Raw genomic sequence first — 23,782 nt, forward strand, 5'->3', positions numbered from 1 at the left:
AGCACAATGTGCTGGGGTTTTTTCGTTTCTGTAGGTTGCACGGCGCTTGGGTTTGCGCCGGGCAACAGTCATTCCCGCGTAGGCGGGAATCTAGTCACCACATTCAAAACAGAAAACTAGAAACCCGATAAAAGCACTCGGGTGTGACGCTATGTTGAAACAACAAACTAGACACCCGATAAAAGCACTCGGGTGTGACGCAGAGACTTGTTTCCCAAACCTTCGGTTTGTAAAACCTACACCCAACCAAAAAAATCACCTAAACAAAAAATCTCACACCATCTATGGCAAATGTCTTACAAACATCCGAGCCAATGTCTCTAACGCCGACACTAGCAAACCTACTATAGTTATTCACGTCGACAGGATGACGACACAGGGAAACGGTCGAACTGGATGGTTCGCAAAGGAACTTAGGACAGCAAGGACGAAGGTCTGCTGGAATGCAGAGTTTAAGGATCAAATAGGGAAAGGAACTGCCAGGACGGCAGGATAGGATGTCGGCTTCCTTAAAGCCGAGCTGGGATGCTACCAGCACTGGACGTTGAGTGAAGAATTGCCAGCCCTCGGGCTGGCCTTTTTTTGCCTGCTCGACAGGAAATTGACGAAAGTTGTCAATTTATTAGCAATTGTGCGCATTGACTAACAAAAACTAGTCAAAGTCTTAGTGGTCTGTCCAATTGATCTAGCGCAAACTTATACTTGGGTGTACTTGAGTATAGAGTGATGCGTTATTTTCTACCTTTCATATTTTTAGCGCTGGTTGGGTGTCAGGTGCAGCCAACGTCTGTTGTGACCGATGCTGGTGATTTTGCCAATCGTTCTGCCGATGTCGATGATGAAACCTGTGTCCAGTCATTAGCTAGTTATCAGGTTATTTCACCAATACTTACCAGCACTTGTGCGGCATGTCACACAGCTAGTCATACGTCTGATCTGAAGCTCTCTACTAACTCAGCTGAGAATATCTCATTATTAGTGAGCTACTTGAACAAACCTGGTGGTTCGCAGTTGTTGCTAGCAAAGCCACAAAGTATCAGTCATGGCGGCGGAATCCAGATAGAAAGCCAAGCACAAACTCAAGCCCTAAGTGAAGTTGCCTCCGTGCTGTCATCGTCTGACCCCTCGGCTTACTGCCAAACGAGCCAGCAGAGCCGTGCGCTGCCTGTTGCATTGGACACTCGTCAGCGTACGGCACTACGTGCTTCTATTCTGTTAGCGGGCCGCATGCCAACCGAAGTAGAGCTAGCCAAAGCAGCCACTGGTGAAACGGGCTTGCGTTTCTTATTGTTGGACTACATGGAAGAAGATGGGTTCAAATCTTTTATTTATGAGTCAGCCAATGACCAGCTTCTGACTGATCAAGGCCTGGTTAGTAACCAGGCATTTAATAAGTTAGATGAGCGTCGTATGCCACATGCCGAAACTTGGGTGGACTTAGCACGATCATTGGATGAGTCTGAAGTTGAGGCGCCCTACGATGCAAATGATGTGCGTGAGCGTATTGCTCAATCTATTGCCCAACAGCCTCTTGCCCATATTTATCATGTTGTGAGTAATGATCGGCCCTATTCTGAAGTGCTAACCGCTCGCTATCATATGGTAAATGACTACACGCAGTGTCTATTTGAGGGGGTAAACTGCGAAGACGTGGACCCCCGCAGTGGCTCGTTTTCTATCGATAGTTGGTATGAAGGAAAGTTCACTCAGGCGCAGGCGTATGTCAATCGCACAAACACCGAACTCAACCCGGATGACTTAGACCAAAATTCAGTGCCAGCAGCTGGCATCCTGACTACCTTGTCATTTATGCAGCGCTACCCAACAACGGATACTAACCGCAATCGTGCGCGCGCGCGTTGGACTTATAAGTTTTTCCTAGGTGTCGACATAGAAGCGATTGGCTTTCGTGTGATGAATCCTAACGAGCTAACAACCGACACGAACCCGGCGGACCCAACTACTAGTTGTTATGCTTGCCACAAGATCATGGACCCCGTTGCTGGTGCTTTCCAAAGTTACTTTAATGATGGTGAATTTTTACGGCAAAGTGGTGACTCGTCGTTAGCGGGAACCTATTTCCGTGAGCGTGATGAAAATGGCGACCGTGTCTATCAATCAGGTGATCGCTGGTATCGCACCAACCTGCCACCAGGCTTTGGTGATCGAATAATGAACCAGGGCAATCCTTTTGGACCGATTGAAAGCACGAGGTTTCGTGATCCTATTCAGTGGTTGGCTTACCATATCGTCAACGACTCTCGTTTTGCCGAAGGCACGGTAAAATTTTGGTTCCCGGCTGTCTTTGGTCGCGAACCGTTGACGCCTTTGGATGGAGACCCTGAAGATCCAGTGTTTGCTGAAGCATTAAGTACCGAGCAACAATACATCGAAAAGTGGGTTACTTTATTTGATCAAAGCCAATATTCATTAAAGGCTCTGCTGGCTGACATGATGATGTCTGATATGTTCCGAGCCGGCTCAGGGGCAGATCTCAACCCGTATCTTGCAGTTGGTAAACGCCTTCTTACCCCTGAACAATTAGACCGGAAACTGACATCCCTTTTTGGCCGCTCTTGGCAGAATAGTTGGAATGGCGAGCACTATTTAACTGATGACTACAAACTGTATTTTGGTGGCATTGATTCTGACACCATCATCCAGCGCACTAGCCAGATTACAGCACTTATGTCACAAGTAGTGGATCGATATGCCAACGACTTGGCCTGTGAGCTTGTGTATGACGAGTTCACGCTACCAATAGAGCAGCGACGGCTGTTTACTGAGGTGACGCATGGGACAGTGCCAGAGTCTGTTGCTGACAGTCCTCACTTTACAAGCAGTCGTATCACTGATGAGTTTGCTATGGTGAACCCAAATGCCATTGATGAGCAAATCAAGACATTGTGGTGGAAATTGTATGGCGAGAAACGCTTGATAAGCGATCCTGAACTAGCCGTCATCAAAGAGCTGTTTTATACCACGTGGCAGATGCGGATTACTGATGAGCGCTATGGTGAACGCTTAAATGAGCGCGCGACATCAAACAATGATCGCGACCCTGCGTTCGACCAGTTCTGTACCAATAACATTAATTGGAATGATAACCCGTACTGGAAAGCGCCATATTGGAACCCTGCGCAAACCGTACATAGTTGGGCTTTGGTACTGAACTATATGATTTCCGACCCAGAGTTTATCTATTTCTAGGAGTATGTGATGAATCGTCGAGATTTTTTAAAGGCGCTTGCTGCTTCTGGAATGGTCGCGGCAACACCAGTAGTGCCAACACTTGCGCGCGCGAACAGCATTCCACTGCACCAGGGTGATATTTTTATCAGTATTGAAGCGCGCGGTGGATGGGATGTCACCAGTTTCTGTGACCCAAAAGCGAGTACAACCATAAACAATTGGGCGGCAACTGATTCAGTGCAAACGGTGGCAAACAGCCAAATCACCTACGCGCCGTTTGCCAATAATGCCAAGTTGTTTACTAATCATTCTGATAAAATGCTGGTCATTAATGGTATTGATAGCCAGACCAATGCCCATGATGCGGGGCGAATTCATAACTGGAGTGGTCAGTTCCGACCTGGCTACCCAGCTACCTCGGCACTCTATGCAGCTGTTATGGGTCGCCAGCTGCCGTTTGCGTTCGTTAGCAATGGTGGCTTTCGCGAAACGGCGGGGTTAGTACCTTACACGCTGATGTCTAACCCAAGTCAGCTGTTAGGGTTGGTGAATACCAATCGCCCAACGAATAGCGGTTTTAGTCGAGTTGTTCCCGACGAACAGCTAGACCTTTTAAAGCAAGCCAAAATGGCGCGCCTAGAGCGGTTACAGCAGGTAAGTGAACTGTTACCCGGTACTCGCAAGGTAGTGAACGATTACGTGGATGCACGCACCTCGCAAGCGCAAATATCTGTACTTGAAGATTACTTGCCAAGCGAGTCGCTGCCCATTGACCACTTTGGCTATCGATCAAGTAAACCACGCCAGATTCAGCTAACGCTCGCTGCCTGCCAAGCTGGCTTGTGTGTGGCGGCTGATTTATCAGTGGGTGGTTTTGATACGCACTCAAACCATGATGAGCGCCATAGCGAGTGCTTAACCGAGCTCGTCGACACCATAGATTTTCTTTGGCAAGAAGCCGAAGCGCGTGGGTTGGCAGATCGATTAAAAGTGCTTGTATCATCTGAGTTCTCTCGCACGCCTAAGTACAACGATGGCAATGGTAAAGACCATTGGCCAATCAACAGCGCATTGTTAATGCAAAAAAATGCGAGTTTTGCTGGTCAAGTAGTTGGCGCTAGTAACGAAAAGCATGAAGCACTTACGCTAAACCCTGATTTAAGTGTTGCTAATGAAGGGGAAGGGGAGCGCATTACACCTGCCGATGTGCATAAATTAGTGCGCCATTGGCTAGCCATAGAAAATAACCAAACCGCCGTTGGGTTTAACTTAGCCAGCAATGTGGATTTGACCTCGTTATTATCCTAATCAATGAAATTGCTTGAGCAAAGATGCGTTATCTCGGCTGCTCAATTTTGCCGATGGGTCTGCTTTAAGGAAACCTAACAAACCGCTAAACTAGCACCGGCAGGAGGAGACATGATGAAAAAACTGGTACTGGTTATAGCGAGCGCGATGGTGTTGACTGGCTGTGCAACAGTGCAGCCTTGGGAGCGCAATAATCTCGCCAAGCAAGAAATGCTCTGGACGCCTAATCCTGTGCAAGCACGTTTTGACGCCCATGTTTATGGAGCAAAAGAGACCGCATTTGGTGGTATGCAGGCAGCCGGTGGCGGCTGTGGTTGCAACTAGGAACAAGCGAAGATGAAAAAACAATCAGCAATGGCGGCGCTGGCGAGTGCGGCAATGGCAATCCCTGTGTTAGCACAAGCTAATGTTGCACCGACTGAGACAGCACTTGCATACCGCTATAACGCTTATGCAGAGCAAGACTACAACCCACTAGCACTTGGTGATGTGACTGACGCGCACCCTGCGTATGGCATCATTAATCATCAGTATCACCTTTCTGGCGGTATTGGTAAGCGCTTTGGCTACTACGTTGATTATGGTTTTGAAACGCTTGCTGGTGCTTCGGTGCAGGCTGCTTACCAAAATGGTGAAGTCAACGGCGATGGTGATATTCGCTTTACTGGGCAAAACCATTTGATACTAGGTGGCGCGTCTATTGTTGAATCACGCTTCGAGCTGGCTGTTGGTAGCCGACTGTATAACGACCGCTCCACCGTTGGTGGTGAAGGCTATTACTCAGAAGAGAACGATTACCGCTCAGCAGGTGGATCATTTGACACCAGCATCGATAACCAAGATCAAACCCGTACCTATTCACTGGGGTTGAGTGCCTACTTTGATGAACTAACGCCTACGGGAAGTGGGGTGCCAGTGGGCGATAAGCCGCCAGAGTTTCAAGCCAGTAGGGTAGACGCTTGGCAGCAAAACAAACTGCAAATTTCTGGATTTAATGGTTTTTCAGCGGTGGTAAACAAAAACCTGCTGGCGCAGGTTGGTGGTTCAGTGACTTATCAAACTGGCTACCTAAGTGACCCATATCGCCATGTGGTGATCAGCTGTGGCGATCAGTGTATTGATGATCCTGGCACTAAAAATGTTGACGAATCTGGCGTTGGTGGCACCGTTCACTACAGCACGGATAACCGCCCAGACCACAGAATTATGTGGACACTAAGCAGTGGCTTGCGCCAATTTATTAGTGCCACTGAAGGCGTGTTGCATCTCGATACTCGATACTATGGTGATACATGGGGTGTGCACTCACTTACCACAAATGCTGCTTTTTATCAGCGTTTCAACTATCAGTCATCAGCAAAGTCAGGTTTCTCACGCTGGCTAGCTAATCAAGAAACGAGCTTGTTAATGGCGCCATACATTCGTTTGCATGGACAGAAGCAAGCGAACTTTTATCGCTTGATGGTCGACCCAGAAATTACCAACGACTTAGTTGGTCGTGACGGCAACCTACCGGCGGCAATTATAGAAGGCAATCAAATTGTTGGTTACAGCGATTTGTTTTCATCCGACCCGCGGCTATCTACCTACGGCGCCGTCGCCTTAGGTATCAATAGTGAGTTGTCTGTTGCCGGCGTTCGGGTAACGGCCGGTGGCGAGTTGTACCGAGCTAGTGGCACGTTCTGGGGGCTAGCTAGTGAACTGCAAGATACGAACGGGCTGCCGCAGTATTGGCGCGCCTCCGCGGGCTTGGAATATCGTTTCTAATGCCGATAACGCAATCATTCAAAGCGATGGGCTCACCCTGTGAACTCTATTTGGATGGGCTTGCCCAAGGCTTGGCTTTGCCATTGTTGCAGATGGCACAGCGCGAAGTGCAGGCATTGGAACAAAAATATAGCCGCTATTTGCCAGGCTCATTGCTAAGCCAATGGCATGGTGGGGACTGGCATCAATTAGATGAAGAAAGTGCCGGATTATTTGCCTATGCCGATGCCTGCTTTGAGCAAAGTGATGGCCTGTTCGATCCATCGAGTGGCATTCTGCGCCAAGCTTGGGATTTCAAAAGCGGCGACTGCAACCCTGACCTGATCGAGTCTCTGTTACCAAAAGTGGGGTGGCAGAAGCTTGAACGGAAAGATAATCAACTAAGAATTCCTAAAGGTATGGCCATTGATTTTGGTGGCATTGTGAAAGAGTATGCCGCCGATAAAGTCGCCTCGCTTTGGCTGAATTCTGGCGTTCGCCACGGGCTAGTGAACCTTGGCGGCGATATTCGCGCAATTGGCGCTATGGCTAATGGGCAAGCTTGGCGAGTAGGGGTAAGCGACCCACGAAATCCAAAAAATGCCATCGTTAAATTGTCGCTAGTGAATGAGTCATTGGCGAGCAGTGGTGATTATCAACGGGTGTTAACCCTTGCAGGAAAGCGCTACAGCCATATGTTAAGCCCGTTTACTGGGTGGCCGGTATCTGGCTTGCAAGCAGTCAGTGTAAAAGCGCCCCTTTGTGTGGTGGCCGGGTCAATGTCGACCATTGCCATGCTAAAAGGGGCAGAAGGACTTAGTTGGTTAGCTGATCAAACTGATGATTATTTTGCCGTAGATAGTGCAGGTGATGCGATAGGTTATAAAAACTAGTATTATATCTTATTGTATATGTAAAAAATAATAAATAATCATTATATTGAAATAAAAAATTCATATAGGGCGTGTGCGACTTTTTTCTTTGCGCCTGCCGAATAAGCTAGTGCAAAAAAGGAATGTTGCCGTGAAAAAGATACTGCTGTTCGTATTAGCGCTACCCGTGCTACTAATCGCTTACTTGTTGATTAAACCAAGCCCAATTAAACCAGTGAACTGGCAGCCGCCAATGAGTGAAGGGTTAGTGGGTGGTTTCGCTGAAAACAATCGCTTAAGCCAGTTTGACGTTGCTGACTTACCCAATGATTATGGCCCAGAGTCAATGGCGCTCGGCCCAGATGGGTTAGTTTACGCCGCCACACACTCTGGTGCTATTTATCGATTTGAGCCAAATAACCCTAAGCCGGAAAAGTTTGTTCAAACACAGGGGCGCATTCTGGGGATAGATTTTCACCCAGACGGCAGGCTGATTGCTGCCAATGCCATGCATGGCTTAATGGCCGTTTCACCAGCTGGTGAAGTCTCAACACTATTGCCAGCAGATGGCGCGCCGAAGCTTGCTTACAGCAACTCGGTAGCCGTGGCCAATAACGGTGATATTTATTTTACCAACTCAAGCCAGCGTTGGGGCGCTGAGGCATTAGGCGATACCTTCATCGCTAGCACCTTCGATATTATGGAGCACCGCCCTTCGGGTGAGCTATTTGTGTGGACAGCCATCGCACAGCAAAATGGCCAGCCACCAGAAGTGATGTTATCGGATTTGTGTTTTGCCAATGGTGTTGCCTTCGATGATGATGAAAACTTATTCGTTGCCGAAACCTGCATGTATCGAATTTGGCAGGTAAACAAAACGACGCGTGGCGTGTCAGCACCAGAGTTGGTTGACCAAAAAAATGACCAAGCGTGGCCTATTTTCGAAAACTTACCGGGCTTTCCCGATAACTTAACGAAAGGTCGTGATGGCAGGGTATGGGCTGGATTGGTGAAGCCAAGATCGCCTATCGTTGACGGCCTAGCTGATAAGGCTTGGGTAAGAGCCGCGCTATTTAATCTGCCGCCTGGCATGCAGCCTATTCCACCGCACTACAGCCATGTGTTTGCCTTCATGCACAATGGTGAAGTGGTGAATAACCTGCAAGATCCTACTCTGGCTGTGCCTACGGCTACAGGTTTATTGGAGACCGATGATCGTTGGTATATTCAAAGCCTTACCGGTGACGGGTTAATATGGGTTAGCCCACAAAAGTGATATACTAAGTGGGTTACCAAAAGAGAAAGTGTCATGTCTGAAAAAATCAATTACGCCAATAACCCACTGCATGGCACTAGCTTGCAAACCGTGGTCACCGAGCTGGTTGACCACTACGGCTACGAAATCCTCTACGCTTATCTCAATATCAACTGTTTTAATAAACGTCCGAGCATTGAGTCGAGTGTGAAGTTTTTACAAAAAGCGGATTGGGCGCGCGAAAAGGTCGAAGCGTTTTACCTTTACATGTACAAAAACATGCCAAGGGCGAGTGATAGCGAGTTTGCCAAACCACCGCGCGACCGCATTGTGCCGGACGGTGACAAGCCTAGAGCACCAAAAGAGCTGTCGCTAGAAGACGCCGCGCAGCGCAAAGCACGCAAAGCTGAGCGTGCAGCTGAGCGCAAACCGGCACCAAAAAACTTTGCTCGCCAGCGCATCGCCAAGAAAAAAGCGGGCGATAACCCGTGGGGTAACTTCTAACCAGCACTCAAGCCGCTGTTTACCTCGGCTAAATAATCCGCCAGAGCACTTAACTCACTAAGTGCTCTCACCTCATAGTCCACCTCGGCTAAATGCCTATAGCCTAACTGGTTCACGTAGCAAAATTGAACACCTGCTTGTTTTGCCACTAAATAGTCACAACCTAATGAACTACCTATGTGCAACACATGCTGGCGCGGCAGATTATTTGGTGTCAGTGCGAGATCAAATATACGGCGCTGAGGTTTGGCAACGCCAACGTCGCCTGAGACCACAACCTCCTCAAAATATTGAGCGATACCACTATTGTTGATGCGCTGGCGCTGGTAGTTAGCTAAGCCGTTACTTATTAAATAAAGTGGTACATGCTGCGCTAGTTGTGCTAATACCGCTTCACAATAAGGTTGTAGCACACAGGTTTGGCCAAATGCTGCCAAATATTGCTCGGTAAGTGTTCTGTGGTCTGCAATGGGCAGACAATGCTTGAATGCGTCGCTGATATACTCATGTGCGCTTTGTTGGTAGACCAGTCCGCGCGATTTATAGGTGACTAATTGTTTCGCTAACGATGCTGGCGCTATATTGCCGAGCTCACACTGCGAAAGCACTTGCCGCTCACTGCGCCATAGGTCACAAAGGGTGTTGTCGAAGTTGAAACATAAAGCGGCAAACATTTTATTTCCCTAGCCAAAGCTAAAGAAAGTGTAGTCGAAAGCTGATAGATTCGTGCAAAACTAGCGAGTGAGTACATACAAACAATGACGCCGAAGAGGATGGTTGGCAGCAAGCTTGGGATGATCAAAGTCTTGTTGGGTGTTGACCATGCCTAGGTGGCGCATGAGCCCGCGTGAAGGCGCATTGGTTACGGTGGTAAAGGCATATACCCGCGAAAGCGCTAGCGCATTAAAGGCAAAGGCTAAAGCAGCCTTCGCGCCTTTATGCTGCGCCTTTATGCTGGACAGCCATTAATCTGTTATTGGCCAAGTTGCCAAAGGCACTTGCTCTACCTTCTCTAAAGCAGGACATCCATTGTTGTGGTAGTGACCGACTAGCCAAAGGCACTTATTCAACCCTAATCAGAGTCGAAAACTGTTGATGTATCTACACAACTAGGTTGACTTTGTAGCGATGAAAGCACTGTGGCTGTGGAGTATGCAGCCGAAAGCTCGAGCATAAGCAATAACTCGATTAAAGGAGTATCCGGGTTGACAGGATTAGCTAACCAAATAGCTGCACAACAATGTCTGTACGGGGTCGCCTCTTGCAGCCTCTGCTTTGGTGAAAGTGTTCAACTTGATTCGGCGCCCCGATTGCACCATGAGTTACCTTGCCAAGGCTCGTGCACAGTATTTGCCATTGATTTTGGCTGAAGGCTAGTTGTTGCAATAGCGGTGGCTGCTCAATGGAGACAACGCCTTTTTTGTCTGCTCTAACAACCCTGCTCGACCAATCCAATAGCTCGAAATATTGCGCTTGAGTGCATGGCAAACAGGCTTCGCTGAGGTTGCTATCGGTGCTGATAAAACTCATTAGCGGCTTCTTGCTTGCGCCAGTACTATCTTCACAAGGCTTGCCATGAATGCGCTCATAGGCACTGGTGAATTCACTTTCGGGAATGCTCTTGCACATTTCAGCGCGAATCGGGTTCAGATCGACATAAACCATGGCTGCAAGCAGCGCTTTTTCATCCAAAAGCGGTTGTGATTTGAACCGGCCCTCCCAAAACCTGCCGGTACAGTTGTCCTCAGCATTGGCGCGGCGAGCGATGTTTTCATTTAAACAGCGCATAAACCAAGAGATATCAAACAACTGTGCCCGCCATTTCGCGAGTGTCGCTTGCGCTAGTTCAGCAACGCCTTCTTCACCAGCTAAATATCGATCGACGACCTTACTGCCCTTAAACAACACCTGCCAGCGCTCAGCCACCTCGCGATCAGACAGCGCTTGTGCCGCGGCATGATTCACATGCAAAATTAGATGGTAGTGGTTAGACATAATGGCATAGCCCGCCACGTCGATGGTGAACACGCTGGCCAGTAGGTGAATGCGTTCAATTAGCCAAGCACGGCGATGCTCGAAGGATTGCTGGCTTACCTGGTCTACACCGCATAAAAAAGCACGGCGAACACAGCGCGACACGCAATGATAAAAAAGCGTTTCGGCTAACTGAATGATTTGGGAACGTGCAATGGTCACGGCGACTACCTCCTAGTGATTACAAGGTAGTCGACCGGATGGTGCTGGTCAAATAAACAGCAACCATCCTAGTAAAGGGTGGGTGTCCANAAACAGCAACCATCCTAGTAAAGGGTGGGTGTCCATGTTCAAGGTGTTTATTTGGGCACAGGCTGGGTGTTGTGCCCATTTTAAGTAATTATTTGGTTATCTGATGGTATTTTTTAGTTTGCTCTACAGAGAGCTGAGCGGTAGTTACTGAGTTCAGAAAGGTATATATCAGAATAGCGAAGAGCGCGTAGTTACTGGCTTTGAGCCTTGCAACTAGATTCCCGCTAAGCGCGCGCGGGAATGACAGGCGAAAAAAAACCAGCTATTTCTAGCTGGTTTCTTAAAACTGGTTGCGGGGGCAGGATTTGAACCTACGACCTTCGGGTTATGAGCCCGACGAGCTACCAGACTGCTCCACCCCGCGACAACGTGGGGCGCATTATAGACGTGTGCGCAGTAGTGTCAAGGGCTGTTTCAATTAAATGAAGGTTTTTTTAGCATTCGATGAAAACTGCTATTGGTTTAGTGGCGCTTCAACCGCTTGAGTTAGGCAAGGTTTCACCAGCGCGGTGTCAGCAGGCAGGTCGTTAGGTTCGGTGACACAAAGGTTTAGGTCGCGCACCATGCCGTCATGCAAGTCGTATATCCAGCCATGAATGTGCAATTCTTGGCCTCTTTTCCAAGCATCCTTGACGATGCTGGTCGCGCAAAGATTACGAATTTGCTCATACACGTTTAGTTCACACAGTCTGTTATGGCGAGCTTCAGAGTCGGGTATGGTTGCTAGTTCTTGGCCGTGGGTGCGGTCAACATCTTGGATGTGGCGCAGCCAGTTATCAATCAGGCCATGGTCGTGGCCGTCTAGTGCGGCATGTATGCCACCACAGCCATAGTGACCAACGACCATGATGTGTTTTACTTTTAGTACGTCAATGGCGTACTGCACCACCGAAAGGCAATTGAGATCGGTATGAATCACCATGTTGGCAATGTTGCGGTGAACAAAGACTTCGCCGGGTAGTAAGTTCACAATTTGGTTGGCGGGTACGCGGCTGTCCGAGCAGCCAATCCACAAAAACTCTGGTGATTGTTGTTTGGATAAGGTGTCAAAAAAGAGTGGGTCGTCTTCGTTGATCTTCTTGGCCCAAGCCTTGTTAGCTTGTAAAAGGTGATTTAGCGTTTTCATCGGCACTCACAGTGTGAAGATTCTATGCCAAGAACATTACCAAAAATTTAGGTTAAGGCAATGGGGCGGGTCAATGAAAACTGGGGTAGAGCGAGTGGATGTCCGATTGGAACGGAATGGATTGGAATGCGATTGGAATGATAGTGCGTGGTGTGTAGTACGTATGTTAGATGCCCGATAAAAGCATCGGGCATGACGGGTTTTGCCTACGGGGCTAGAATCCATGCGTAAGCACCCAGCCCGCACATTTCTGTGCGGTAGTAAAAACCATTAAACGAGCTTTGTGCGTTTAATGGTTTCGGCACCGGTTTTTACCCACATTTAGAGTCGCCGCAGTTTAAGCAGGTGCGGCAGCCGTCCATAATGATGACAGACTTGTTGGAGCACTTGTTACACAAGGTCGCATCGGGTGGGAAGTTGCTACTGGTCTCTTCACCCGTTTGTGACTTTTTTCCTTCGTACTCCTTGCGCTTATCTTCGATGAGCTGGCGCTGCTCGGCAGTAAGCGAGTCATCTTCGATGATGCCAATCATTTTTAGGTGCTGCTCAATGGCTTCACCAATTTCAGCCACCAAAGAAGGCATAAACTTGCCGCCTTTTTTGAAGTAACCACCTTGTGGGTCGAATACTGCTTTAAGCTCTTCGGCCAAGAAGGTAACGTCACCACCCTTGCGGAACACTGCCGAGATCACGCGTGTGAGCGCAACAACCCATTGAAAGTGTTCAAGGTTTTTTGAATTAATAAATACTTCGAATGGCTGGCGCGACTCGTGTTCGGTGCCTTCATTCAAAATAATGTCGTTAATCGTTACATATAATGCATGCTCAGATAACGGCGTTTTGATTTTATAAGTTGAGCCCACCAGTACTTCTGGGCGCTCAACGTCTTCGTGCATTTTTTGCGGTTCGTTGCTGGTGTCTTCTACCGCTGCTACGGGTGCGTCACCAGGCTTTTTCACCGCAAAGCCCACAATTTTGCTATCAATTTTCTTTACAGACATGGTTAACCCTTAAAACTTACCGTAGTAGCCTTCTTTGAGCGCATCATACAGGTTTGCAGCAGTATGTTCTTCGCCATCGTACTCAATTTTTTCATTACCTTTTAAGTCGATGGTTGAGCCATCTTCTAGGGTGAACTGGTACGTTGTGTTTTCTAGGTCTTCCTCTTTTACCAAAACGCCTTGGAAGGCTTCTGGGTTAAAGCGGAAGGTTGTGCAACCTTTAAGCCCTTGTTGCCATGCATAGGTGTAGATGTCTTTAAACTCTTCGTATGGGAACTCGGTTGGTACGTTCGCTGTTTTTGAGATCGAAGAGTCAATCCACTTTTGCGCGGCACCTTGAATATCAACGTGCTGCTCAGGTGTTACCGAATCCGAGGTGATAAAATAGTCAGGCAGCTGTGCTTCTGGTTCATCACTGTACGGCATCGCTTTTGCATTAACGAGCTCGCGGTAGGCCAGTAGTTCAAAAGAAAATACGTCTACTTTCTCTTTTGACTTCTTGCCTTGGCGAATAACGTTGCGCGAGTAGTGGTGGGCAAAGCTTGGTTCAATACCATTCGAGGCATTGTTAGCGATCGACAAGGAGATCGTGCCAGTTGGCGCAATTGAGCTGTGGTGAGTAAAGCGAGCCCCTACTTTTGCCAACTCATCTACTAGCTCAGGTGCTTCTTCGGCTACTTTTTGCATATAGCGCGAGTACTTCGCATGCAGAATGCGCCCTGGCACTTTGTCACCCACTTTATAGCCATCGGCAACCATTTCTGGGCGTTGGCGAAGCATTTTCGGCGTTAGTTCGTACTCACGCTCCAATGCTGGTGCCACACCTTTTTCTTTGGCTAGGTTTAGTGCCTCTTTCCAGCCGGTAATGGCTAGCTGCTTGGTTACTTCTTCAGTAAAGGCAACAGATTTAGCATCTCCATATTTCATGCCTAACATGGTAATGGTTGAGCCCAGTCCTAGGTAACCCATGCCATGGCGGCGTTTTTCTTCAATTTCACGTTGCTGCTCAGCCAGTGGCAGGCCGTTGATTTCAACAACGTTATCTAACATGCGGGTGAAGATAGCGACAACTTCGTTGAACTTTTCCCAATTGAACTTGGCGTTCTCGTTAAATGGGTTTTCCACAAATTTGGTTAGGTTCACTGAACCCAACAGGCAGCTGCCGTAAGGCGGCAATGGTTGTTCACCACATGGGTTGGTCGCGCGGATGTTTTCACAGAACCAGTTGTTGTTGAACTCGTTGACGCGGTCAATAAGGATAAAGCCTGGCTCAGCAAAGTCGTAGGTGGACGTCATGATCACGTTCCACAGCTGGCGCGCTTTAATCACTTTGTAGATCTTAAAGGCGATTCGGCCTTGATCGTCACTTACATAACCTTCTTTAACGTGCCAATCACGCCATACAATCTGTGTAGGGTCGGCTAGGTTAAGGCCATCGCGGTCAATTTCTTTTTTCGATACCGGGAAGGCCAGTTGCCAGTCGGCATCGGCTTGCACGGCTTCCATAAATTCGTCAGTGATCAATAGCGACAGGTTGAACTGGCGCAGCCGGCCGTCTTCGCGCTTGGCACGAATAAACTCAACAACATCTGGATGTCCAATATCGAAAGTTGCCATCTGCGCACCGCGGCGACCACCAGCGCTTGATACGGTGAAGCACATGCGATCGTAGATGTCCATGAACGATAATGGGCCAGAGGTATAGGCGCCTGCACCGTTAACAAATGCATCACGTGGGCGCAGGGTAGAAAACTCGTAACCAATACCACAACCAGCTTTCAGTGTTAGTCCTGCCTCGTGTACTTTGTTGAGAATGCCATCCATTGAATCATCAATGGTGCCCGAGACGGTGCAGTTAATTGTAGAAGTCGCTGGCTTATAAGCTTGAGCACCAGCATTTGATAAAATGCGACCGGCTGGGATAGCGCCGTTTTCTAATGCCCAAGTAAATTTTTGGTGCCAGTGCTTTTGCTTGTCCTTAGCTTCAACTTGCGCAAGCGCTTCGGCGACTCGACTAAAGGTCGATTTGATATCACTGTCTATCTGCTTGTCGCCGTCTTTTAGTCGGTATTTGCTGTCCCAAATATCCAAAGAGGCTGGCTGATAGGTGATCTCGGTCACCGATGCTGGGCGCTTAGTAGATTCCGTCATGCTGACTTCCCGTACTAGTTAAAATGATTGCATTGATATTTTTTTTGTAGTAGCTGATTAAAACTTGGCCACTACATATAGTGTTTGGAGGAATGATAGAGCACAACCTGTAGTGTTTCCAGATTAAAAAACTAACTTTTTTTGTTGACATTAGTGAGTGCCCATAACGATGCGGCTTTTCGCCAACCTGACAATTTAGTGAACCAATTCGCGCTTAGAACGCGACAATTTAATAATTCGCGATTACACTTGCTTCGCACAACTTAGCTTGGAGGCTTTCATGCGAATTAAATCATTTATTGCGGCGGCAACAATCGCTGCGTTCAGCACTGCAACCATGGTTGGTTGTACAACTAACCCTTACACTGGCGAGCGTCAGGCATCAAAGGGTGCAACACTTGGTATTATTGGTGGTGCCGTTGGCGCTGTGATTGGTGCGGCCGTAGCTAAAACACCAGAAGAGCGTAAAAAAGCAGCGTTAATTGGTGCGGGCATTGGTGGTGTTGCTGGTGGCTCAGTTGGTATTTATATGGATCAACAAGAAGCAGAGCTTCGCCAACAGCTTGAAGGTACTGGTGTAAGTGTTAGTCGTGAGGGTGACCAGATCGTACTGAATATGCCAGGCAATGTAACCTTCGCTACTGATTCGTCAGACGTGGCACCATCATTCTTTGATGTATTAGATTCTGTTGTCATCGTGTTAGATAAGTACGATAGCACGCTGGTGAATGTTGATGGTCATACCGATTCAACTGGTTCAGAAGAGTACAATCAAAAGCTATCTGAGCGTCGGGCGGCATCTGTTGCCGAGTACCTGCTCAATAGTGGTATTGCGGTAGAGCGTTTGGCTGCCCAAGGTTATGGCGAGTCGCGTCCAATCGCTAGCAATGCAACCCCAGAGGGTCGTTCGCAGAACCGTCGTGTGGAAATTTCGCTTGATCCAATCGAAAAGCAATAGTTCTCAATGTGTGAAAAAGGCCAGCTCAATGAGCTGGCCTTTTTTTTGCATCGCCCCCTGGCTATTGCGGTGAAGCTAGATCCGCAAACCGCACCGCAACTGACAATGCCACGCTAGCATGGCAATGGTGCAAGAAATGTTAAAGTGCCAAAAAACCAGTGAAACAAACTTACGGGTCTAAATGGTATTTTGACACAAATGGTGGCGATAAATTGGCGCTTGCTCGGGTGGAGCAAGCCTGCTAGTTAGTTATTAGCGTGCAACTCAGAGTTTAGTTCAACAGCTGATTTGTTGGTCAGTGCTTGCACTTGGCCTGTTTGTGAGTTGCGACGGAAAACGATATCGTTCTTGCTTGCTAATTCGCGCGCTTTCACTACTTCCGTTACTTCGCCTTTGTCATCTAATACGGCAACCTTGGTGCCTGCGGTAATGTACAAACCAGACTCCACGGTGCAGCGATCGCCCAATGGAATGCCAACACCAGCATTGGCGCCCAATAGGCAGTTTTCGCCTACCGAGATAATGATGTTGCCACCACCTGAAAGTGTGCCCATTGTCGAGCAGCCACCACCTAGGTCTGAACCATTGCCAATGGTTACCCCTGCAGAGATGCGGCCTTCAATCATAGACACACCCTCGGTGCCAGCGTTGAAGTTGATAAAGCCTTCATGCATCACTGTGGTGCCTTCCCCTACATATGCCCCTAAGCGTACGCGCGCGGTATCAGCAATGCGCACACCTGTTGGTACAACATAGTCGGTCATTTTCGGGAACTTATCGACACTGTCTACAGAGAGGTGGCGACCCGCTAAACGCGCCGCTAGTTGGCGTTTTGGCAGGTCTGGAATGTCGATTGCGCCTTCGCTTGTCCAAGCAATGTTGTGCAATAAGCCAAACATGCCTTCTAGGCTTAGGCCGTGTGGTTTCACTAGGCGGTGAGAGATTAGTTGCAGTTTTAAGTAAGCCTCAGCAACGCTCTCAGGCTTACTGTCGGCTTCTAGCACAACCAATACCAGCGGCTGCTCAGAGCCTGCTAGTTTTTGGTTCAGCTCGTAACCTTCAAACGCGCTGGTTAGTTTGATTGCGTCAGCGCCAGACAGTTCAATCACTTGGTTGCCTTGCGTGTAACCAGCGTCTTTTAGCTGTGCAACCAACTCTGCTGATGGGTTTAGAATTGGTTGTGGAAACCAAGCTTCAATGATTTTGCCTTCACTGTTGCGAGTGGCTGTGCCAAGTGCTGCACTAAAAAATGTCATGTTTATCTCCGTTACTTTTCCATCAGCAAGGCTTCGTACTGCTTGTCGCTGAAGCCTAGGGTAATTGTGTCTTCTGCTAGCAAAACAGGGCGTTTAATTAGGGTCACATGTTCGCTAATGAGCTGCAGAATTTTGTCGTTTGTTAGCGCTTCTTTATCTGCTTCATCGAGCTGGCGCCAAGTTGTGCTGCGCTTGTTGACTATTTGCTCACCGGCTTGGGCAATCCAATCTGTGAGGGTTGCTTCATCCACCGGGTCTTGGCGAAAGTCTACAAAGTCATATTCAATACCATTGTTGTCTAACCACTTGCGTGCTTTTTTAACGGTATCGCAGTTTTTTATGCCAAAGAGTTCAATCATAGCTTTTCTTTGATTACAGTTTTGATACGTTCGCCTGCTTCTAGGCACTCATCCACCGTTGCCACCATTGCCATGCGTATGTAGCCTTCGCCTGGGTTAATGCCTTCGACCGTACGGCCAAGATAGCGCCCTGGTAATACGGTTAGGTTGGCCTCTTGATAAAGTAGCTTGGCGAACTGTTCATCATCAATTGGGGTTTTTGCCCAATAATAAAAACTCGCCGGTGGAATCACTAGGTCGAGTGAGCCTTCAAGCAAGCTCTTAAATTTCTTGAATTTAACTCGATACAAATCACGATTGCTGGCAACGTGAGTTTCATCCTGCCAAGCGGCAATGCTTGCTAACTGATGATGCACTGGCATAGCACAGCCATGATAGGTGCGGTAGCGCAGAAAGTCGCTCATGATGTCGGCATCGCCGGCAATAAAGCCAGAGCGCAGCCCTGGCAAGTTAGAGCGCTTAGATAGCGAATGAAACACCACGCAGTTTTTATAATCGTGCCGGCCCAAGTCGGCGCATGCTTCAAGCAAGCCAACTGGTGGGTGGGCTTCATCTAGGTAAATTTCGGAGTAGCATTCATCAGACGCTAAAATAAAATCAAACTTATCAGCTAGGTGGATAAGCTTTTGTAGTTCGGCTTTGCTAAGCGTGGCACCTGTTGGATTGTTTGGTGTGCAAATGAACAAGATTTGCGTTTGCTGCCAAACCTCATCAGTGACCGCATCAAAGTCTGGCTGTTGGCCATCAAGGCATGGAATAAAGTGTGGTTCGCCGCCCGCTAAAAATGCTGCCCCTTCATAAATTTGGTAGAAGGGATTGGGGCAAACAACTTTTTTACCTGATTTGTGGCGGTCAAATGCGGCCTGTACAAATGCGAATATTGCCTCGCGGGTGCCATTTACTGGTAACACTTGGGTTTCGCTATCCACTTGCTTAAGGCTGAATCGCTTCTCTAGCCAGTTGCTAATGGTTTGACGCAGCTCAGGTGTGCCCTTGGTGCCAGGGTATTTGGCAACCTCTGGCAAGGCGTTGGTCAGCTCCTCTAGCACAAACTCGGGTGCTGGATGCTTGGGCTCACCAATCGATAGGGCAATGTGTTCACCAGCGGGGGTTAGGCCTGCTTTAAGTTGGGCTAGCTTCTCAAACGGGTAGGGCTGCAGTGCAGACAACTCTGAATTCATTCTGTTGAGGCTCCATTTTCTAGTACCGCTGTCAGTGCTGCTTGAATCTCACTGCACAGTGCATCGTCTTCTAGTGGTTGATTATTTTGGTCAACGATAAAAAACACGTCCTCGGCACGCTCTCCCAGCGTACTGATACGTGCATTAAGCAAAGGAAGGTTAAATGTTTTAAATACCGCCCCGAGTTCGGCAAGCAAGCCAGGGCGATCGGTGCCAATTACCTCTACAACGGTTCTTTCGTTATATAAGTCATTAGAGATGGTCACACGAGGTGGCACGTGGAAATGCTTAAGCCTTGTTGGTGTGCGCCGAACCGCCCGTTTAGGAGGTTGTTTGTCTGATAGCATCAGCAATAAGGTGTGCTGAATATCACGCATGCGCTCAAAGTTCTCACCAATCGATCGGCCATCTTGCTCCAGCACAATAAAGGTGTCCAAACTAAAGTGACTGCCCGAGGACGTCATAATTCGAGCGTCCTGAATGTTTAGATCTAGCGCATCGAGTGTCGTGACAATATCGGCAAACAAGTGTGGACGGTCAGGTGCATAAATAAAAATCTGCGTTGCCCCGGCGAAGCTATCTTCATCGGTTTCTTTCATTAGCACAACGGGCGCATCAGGGCTGGAATGCATTAACGACTTGGTGTGCCAGGCAATATTTTCAGGCGATTCTCGCAGGAAGTAATCCTCACCTGGTTCACCCCACAGTTGACAGACTTCCTCGGCACTGAAGCCATCTTTTTCTAGAATCTCCAGTGCCAGAGTTTGTGTTTCGGCAATCAGGTCTTGGCGGTCTATCGGATTTTCAAGGCCTCGGCGAAACGCGCGCTTAGCTTCATCAAACAGTTGCTTGAGTAAGCTCGCTCGCCAGCTTGTCCAAAGTGCAGGGTTGGTAGCGTAGATGTCAGCAACGGTTAATACATATAGGTAATTCAAACGACGCTGGTCACGCACTTTGATGCAGAACTCTCGAATCACCTCTGGGTCGGATAAGTCTTCGCGCTGACTGGTTAAGCTCATCAATAGGTGATGTTCCACTAGCCAGACGATCAGGTCAGTATCTGGCTTGCTTAGCCTGTGGCGCTCGCAAAAGCGCAGCGCGTCATAGGCGCCAAGTTCACTGTGATCGCCACCACGGCCTTTACCAATGTCGTGGAATAAGGCTGCTAGGTAGACTAACTCTTTCTTGCCAAGTTCGTGGATGACTTGCGTAGCAATTGGAAACTCTTTGGTATTCGAGCGGTGGCGAAACTTGCGCAAGTTTCGCACCGTTAACAAGGTGTGTGCATCAACAGTATAAACATGGAATAGGTCGTATTGCATCTGACCTTCAATGCGACCAAATTCTGGAATCCAGCGACCCAGCACGCCCAAACGACCCATGCGACGTAAGTTGGTGTTCACCCCTAGTGGCGATCGCATCAGCTCCATAAACATTGAGGTGTTGCGAATGTCATTGCGAAACGGGCCATCAATGCGGTGTAAGTTAGCGCGAATGGCACGACTGGTATTGGGTTTGATGCCACTCACTTGTTCGTGATGCTGGGCAGCTAGAACAAATATTTCCAACAGGGCGCTGGGTGTGCGTTGAAAGACATCGTTTGACTTGGCTTCTATGTAGCCATCAGAAATTCTAAAACGGCTATTAATGTCAACCAGTATGCCTGGATTAGGCGGGCCAATGATCTCATCTTCTAGGTGGCGCAGTAGCAGCTCGTTCAGTGCTGATAGCTCAAACACCACGCGGAAATAGCGCTGCATCAAGCGCTCTACTGCAAGCTTGCCGTCTTCATCATCGTAGCCGAATAGCTCGGCAATTTGGCGTTGCAAGTCTAAGCGTAATCTGTCTTCTGGGCGGTCGGTAGTGCTGTGTAACGCCCAACGCACCTGCCATAAAAAGGCTTGGCAATCTAATAATGAGCGATACTCGCCATCGGTGAGGTAGCCTTTTTCCAAAAACGAGCGAAATGACGCACTACCAGAATGGCGGCGAGCAATCCAGCCAATGGTTTGCAAGTCACGCAGGCCACCGGGTGAGCTTTTTATGTTGGGCTCTAGGTTATACTCTGTGTCGTTGTACTTCTCGTGGCGATGCTTTTGTTCGTTCAGTTTGGCCTTAAAGAAGTCTTTACTTGGCCACATTTTATCTGGGCTGATGGCATTGTTTAGCTGGTCAGCTAAGACTAGGCTGCCGGTGATTTGGCGGCTTTCAATCAGGTTAGTAATGACCGTTACATCGGCTTTGGCTTCGTTGCCACAGTCATCAATGCTGCGAACGCTGTGGCCAACCTTTAAGCGGCTGTCCCACAACAGCATAACAAACTGCTCTATGCTGGTTTTGTTTTGCTCAATGCAGGACTCATCTTCGGCCAGGATCAAAAGGTCGATATCAGAGTGTGGCAATAATTCGCCACGCCCATAGCCGCCCACCGCAAATAAACCGATGCGATCATTTTGCCACGCCAAGCTCTGCCATGCCTCGGCCAGTAATTGGTCCATTGCCCATGCTCTGCCACGCACTAGTCCCCTAATTGGGTCGCCCTGTTCGTAGCGGTACTGCAGGCGCTCGGCCAGCAGCTTAAGCTGTGCTTTAAACGACAATGCCGTCACTTCGTCCATTGGAAGATCGATTAACGTACTGTCTTCATAGCCATTTAAAATCGACATATTGCCTCGTTTAGCACAACAAAAACCAAGTGCTTAGCGCAGCTTGGTTTCGTTTGTTGTTATGCTAGCTGCCCGATAAATTGGTTTAGAAGCTTTCTTCAGAGCGCTTCGTCAGCACCTCTGCGCCAGTTTCAGTGACCAAAATGGTGTGCTCCCACTGAGCGCTCAGTTTGCGGTCTTTGGTGATAACCGTCCAGTGATCACCTAGTAACTTTGTTTGGCGACCACCAGCATTAATCATTGGTTCAATGGTAAAGGTCATACCGGCAACAATTTTTTCGCCACTGCCAGGTTTGCCGTAATGCAGTACCTGTGGTTCCTCATGGAAACCTTTGCCAATACCATGCCCGCAGTATTCACGAACGACTGAATAAAAGTTTGCTTCGGCATGTTCCTGAATCACATGGCCAATATCGCCAAGGGTGATGCCAGGCTTAACAATGTCAATTGCTTTATAGAGGCATTCCTGAGTAATGCGGCTCAATCGCTCAACATGCGGGCCTACTTTGCCAACATGGAACATTTTTGATGTGTCACCATGATAGCCTTTAGGGGTGATTACTGTGACGTCAATGTTCACGGCATCGCCTTTTTTTAATTGGCGACCGTCATCGGGAATGCCGTGGCACACCACGTGATTCACCGACGTGCAAATAGAGCGAGGGAAAGGTGGTTGGCCATAGTTAAGTGGTGCGGGTACGCAGTTTAGCTCGTTGACAATATAGTTGTGACAAATCTTGTCTAACTCACCTGTGGTTACACCTGGCTTTACATACGGGCCGATCATTTCTAATACTTGTGCGGCAAGGCGGCCGGCCTCGCGCATACCTTCGATGTCTTCTGCGGTTTTGATTATCGCTGACATGTTTTCACCTTATCTAATTCGTGAGGGCATTTTAGAGTGTTTACGCCAAATAATCACCCTAGGTGTACGACAACCTTAGACATTGCTTTTTCTGGCAAACGGCGTATCATTGCGCGCCCTAATCTCTAGATTAGTAAATAACACACACTCATCGACACGGTAGCCAGGGTGCCGCAAGGTTTGGTTGCTGGGATGAGTGGAGGCATAACCCAATTTTCTTAAGGTAATTTTCATGGCTATTGCAAAAGTTAGCATGCGCGACCTGTTAAAAGCAGGCGTACACTTCGGTCACCAGACTCGTTTTTGGAATCCAAAAATGGGCAAATTTATTTTTGGTGCTCGTAATAAAATCCACATCATCAACCTAGAGCACACTGTGCCTGCGCTGAACTCTGCTTTGGCAGCAGTTGAGAAGGTTGCGGCTGGTAACAAGAACAAAGTATTGTTCGTTGGTACTAAGCGCGCTGCAAGCGGCATTATTGCTGAGCAAGCAACACGTGTGGGTCAGCCGTACGTAAACCACCGTTGGTTGGGTGGTATGCTAACAAACTACAAGACTGTTCGTGGTTCAATTAAACGTCTGCGTGAGCTAGAAGCTCAGAAAGAAGACGGTACTTTTGAGCAGTTGACTAAAAAAGAAGCCCTAATGCGCACTCGTGAAATCGAGAAGCTAGAGCGTTCAGTTGGTGGTATCAAAGAGATGGGCGGCTTGCCAGACATGCTGTTCGTTGTTGACGTTGATCACGAAGACATCGCTGTTAAAGAAGCGCAGAAGCTGGGTATTCCGGTGATTGGTATTGTTGATACTAACAGCAACCCAGAAGGCATTGATTACGCTATTCCAGGTAACGACGACGCGATCCGTTCTATCGAAGTATTCGTGAAAGCGGTTGCTGATACGATTGCACTGACTCGCTCTGCCGGTGGCGACGAGTTCGTTGAAGTCGTTGAAGAAGATAAGCCAGCAGAAGAAGCTTAATTGTAGCTTGCAATATGTTGGCAATCTCTGCGGGGCATTATTGCCCCGTTTAGCGTTTAAGAATTTGTAAATCAGAG

20 protein-coding genes and 1 tRNA gene are annotated in these 23,782 nt (G+C 48.3%); 9 read left to right on the forward strand and 12 right to left on the reverse strand.

All coding sequences use genetic code 11. The annotated features are described in order from the left end of the window. Positions 1-723: 723 nt before the first annotated feature. The 7 genes from DUW71_RS09010 to DUW71_RS09040 all read left to right on the forward strand — a co-directional run bounded on the left by DUW71_RS09010 (position 724) and on the right by DUW71_RS09040 (position 8,877). The gene (locus tag DUW71_RS09010) at positions 724-3,210 is read left to right on the forward strand and encodes a DUF1588 domain-containing protein (protein WP_158583951.1); all 2,487 of its coding nucleotides are present in this window, start codon (positions 724-726) and stop codon (positions 3,208-3,210) included. A 9-nt stretch (positions 3,211-3,219) separates the two neighbouring features. Further along, a complete protein-coding gene (locus DUW71_RS09015) occupies positions 3,220-4,500 on the forward strand; it encodes a DUF1501 domain-containing protein (RefSeq protein WP_119395121.1) in 1,281 nt (426 codons plus the stop codon). Between the two features lie 111 nt (positions 4,501-4,611). Beyond that, positions 4,612-4,824 (forward strand): DUF4266 domain-containing protein, encoded by a 213-nt coding sequence (locus DUW71_RS09020; protein ID WP_233546083.1) that lies wholly within the window; start codon positions 4,612-4,614, stop codon positions 4,822-4,824. 12 nt (positions 4,825-4,836) lie between these two features. After that, positions 4,837-6,267, forward strand: a complete 1,431-nt coding sequence (locus tag DUW71_RS09025) for a DUF3570 domain-containing protein (RefSeq protein ID WP_119394929.1) — start codon at positions 4,837-4,839, stop codon at positions 6,265-6,267. After that, positions 6,267-7,139 (forward strand): FAD:protein FMN transferase, encoded by an 873-nt coding sequence (locus DUW71_RS09030; RefSeq protein WP_119394930.1) that lies wholly within the window; start codon positions 6,267-6,269, stop codon positions 7,137-7,139. The genes DUW71_RS09025 and DUW71_RS09030 overlap by 1 nt, the downstream gene beginning before the upstream one ends. A 130-nt stretch (positions 7,140-7,269) precedes the next feature. After that, positions 7,270-8,394 (forward strand): SMP-30/gluconolactonase/LRE family protein, encoded by a 1,125-nt coding sequence (locus tag DUW71_RS09035; RefSeq protein WP_119394931.1) that lies wholly within the window; start codon positions 7,270-7,272, stop codon positions 8,392-8,394. 33 nt (positions 8,395-8,427) lie between these two features. After that, positions 8,428-8,877, forward strand: coding sequence for a VF530 family protein (locus DUW71_RS09040; RefSeq protein WP_119394932.1), 450 nt, complete (start codon positions 8,428-8,430; stop codon positions 8,875-8,877). Here DUW71_RS09040 and DUW71_RS09045 read toward each other — a convergent pair. From DUW71_RS09045 to DUW71_RS09070, 7 genes are all read right to left on the reverse strand, one after another. Then, entirely contained in the window at positions 8,874-9,551 is a 678-nt protein-coding gene (locus DUW71_RS09045) for an HAD family hydrolase (RefSeq protein WP_119394933.1), read from the reverse strand. The genes DUW71_RS09040 and DUW71_RS09045 overlap by 4 nt on opposite strands. 60 nt (positions 9,552-9,611) lie before the next feature. Then, complete coding sequence (locus DUW71_RS18080) at positions 9,612-9,839, reverse strand: GNAT family N-acetyltransferase (RefSeq protein ID WP_407690496.1); 228 nt, start codon at positions 9,837-9,839, stop codon at positions 9,612-9,614. A 256-nt stretch (positions 9,840-10,095) separates the two neighbouring features. After that, entirely contained in the window at positions 10,096-11,073 is a 978-nt protein-coding gene (locus DUW71_RS09050; RefSeq protein WP_119393967.1) for a transposase, read from the reverse strand. Positions 11,074-11,450: 377 nt separating this feature from the next. Beyond that, a tRNA-Met gene (locus DUW71_RS09055) sits at positions 11,451-11,527 on the reverse strand. 90 nt (positions 11,528-11,617) lie between these two features. Then, positions 11,618-12,289 (reverse strand): carbonate dehydratase, encoded by a 672-nt coding sequence (can, locus tag DUW71_RS09060; RefSeq protein WP_119394934.1) that lies wholly within the window; start codon positions 12,287-12,289, stop codon positions 11,618-11,620. A 311-nt stretch (positions 12,290-12,600) separates the two neighbouring features. Further along, positions 12,601-13,290 (reverse strand): TSCPD domain-containing protein, encoded by a 690-nt coding sequence (locus tag DUW71_RS09065; protein WP_119394935.1) that lies wholly within the window; start codon positions 13,288-13,290, stop codon positions 12,601-12,603. Between the two features lie 9 nt (positions 13,291-13,299). Beyond that, positions 13,300-15,441 carry an adenosylcobalamin-dependent ribonucleoside-diphosphate reductase gene (locus tag DUW71_RS09070; protein WP_119394936.1) on the reverse strand — a complete coding sequence of 714 codons (2,142 nt, stop codon included), beginning with the start codon at positions 15,439-15,441 and terminating at the stop codon, positions 13,300-13,302. A gap of 280 nt (positions 15,442-15,721) precedes the next feature. Here DUW71_RS09070 and DUW71_RS09075 point away from each other — a divergent pair, with 280 nt between their 5' ends. Further along, on the forward strand, positions 15,722-16,399 hold the full coding sequence (locus tag DUW71_RS09075; protein WP_119394937.1) for an OmpA family protein: 678 nt from the start codon (positions 15,722-15,724) through the stop codon (positions 16,397-16,399). A 245-nt stretch (positions 16,400-16,644) separates the two neighbouring features. Here DUW71_RS09075 and dapD read toward each other — a convergent pair whose 3' ends face one another. From dapD to map, 5 genes are all read right to left on the reverse strand, one after another. After that, positions 16,645-17,655, reverse strand: a complete 1,011-nt coding sequence (gene dapD / locus DUW71_RS09080) for a 2,3,4,5-tetrahydropyridine-2,6-dicarboxylate N-succinyltransferase (protein WP_119394938.1) — start codon at positions 17,653-17,655, stop codon at positions 16,645-16,647. An 11-nt stretch (positions 17,656-17,666) separates the two neighbouring features. After that, the gene (locus DUW71_RS09085) at positions 17,667-18,014 is read right to left on the reverse strand and encodes an arsenate reductase (RefSeq protein ID WP_119394939.1); all 348 of its coding nucleotides are present in this window, start codon (positions 18,012-18,014) and stop codon (positions 17,667-17,669) included. Next, positions 18,011-19,195 carry a succinyldiaminopimelate transaminase gene (dapC, locus tag DUW71_RS09090; RefSeq protein WP_119394940.1) on the reverse strand — a complete coding sequence of 395 codons (1,185 nt, stop codon included), beginning with the start codon at positions 19,193-19,195 and terminating at the stop codon, positions 18,011-18,013. Before dapC ends, DUW71_RS09085 begins: the two co-directional genes overlap by 4 nt. Beyond that, positions 19,192-21,861, reverse strand: coding sequence for a [protein-PII] uridylyltransferase (glnD, locus tag DUW71_RS09095; protein ID WP_119394941.1), 2,670 nt, complete (start codon positions 21,859-21,861; stop codon positions 19,192-19,194). Before glnD ends, dapC begins: the two co-directional genes overlap by 4 nt. Positions 21,862-21,946: 85 nt before the next feature. Beyond that, positions 21,947-22,726 carry a type I methionyl aminopeptidase gene (gene map, locus DUW71_RS09100; protein ID WP_119394942.1) on the reverse strand — a complete coding sequence of 260 codons (780 nt, stop codon included), beginning with the start codon at positions 22,724-22,726 and terminating at the stop codon, positions 21,947-21,949. A gap of 238 nt (positions 22,727-22,964) precedes the next feature. Here map and rpsB point away from each other — a divergent pair, with 238 nt between their 5' ends. Beyond that, positions 22,965-23,705: a 30S ribosomal protein S2 gene (gene rpsB / locus DUW71_RS09105; RefSeq protein ID WP_119395122.1), complete on the forward strand. Its 741-nt coding sequence runs from the start codon at positions 22,965-22,967 to the stop codon at positions 23,703-23,705. Positions 23,706-23,782: the final 77 nt, after the last annotated feature.

The organism is Salinibius halmophilus, assembly GCF_003577475.1.
Classification (GTDB): Bacteria; Pseudomonadota; Gammaproteobacteria; order Pseudomonadales; family Natronospirillaceae; genus Salinibius; species Salinibius halmophilus.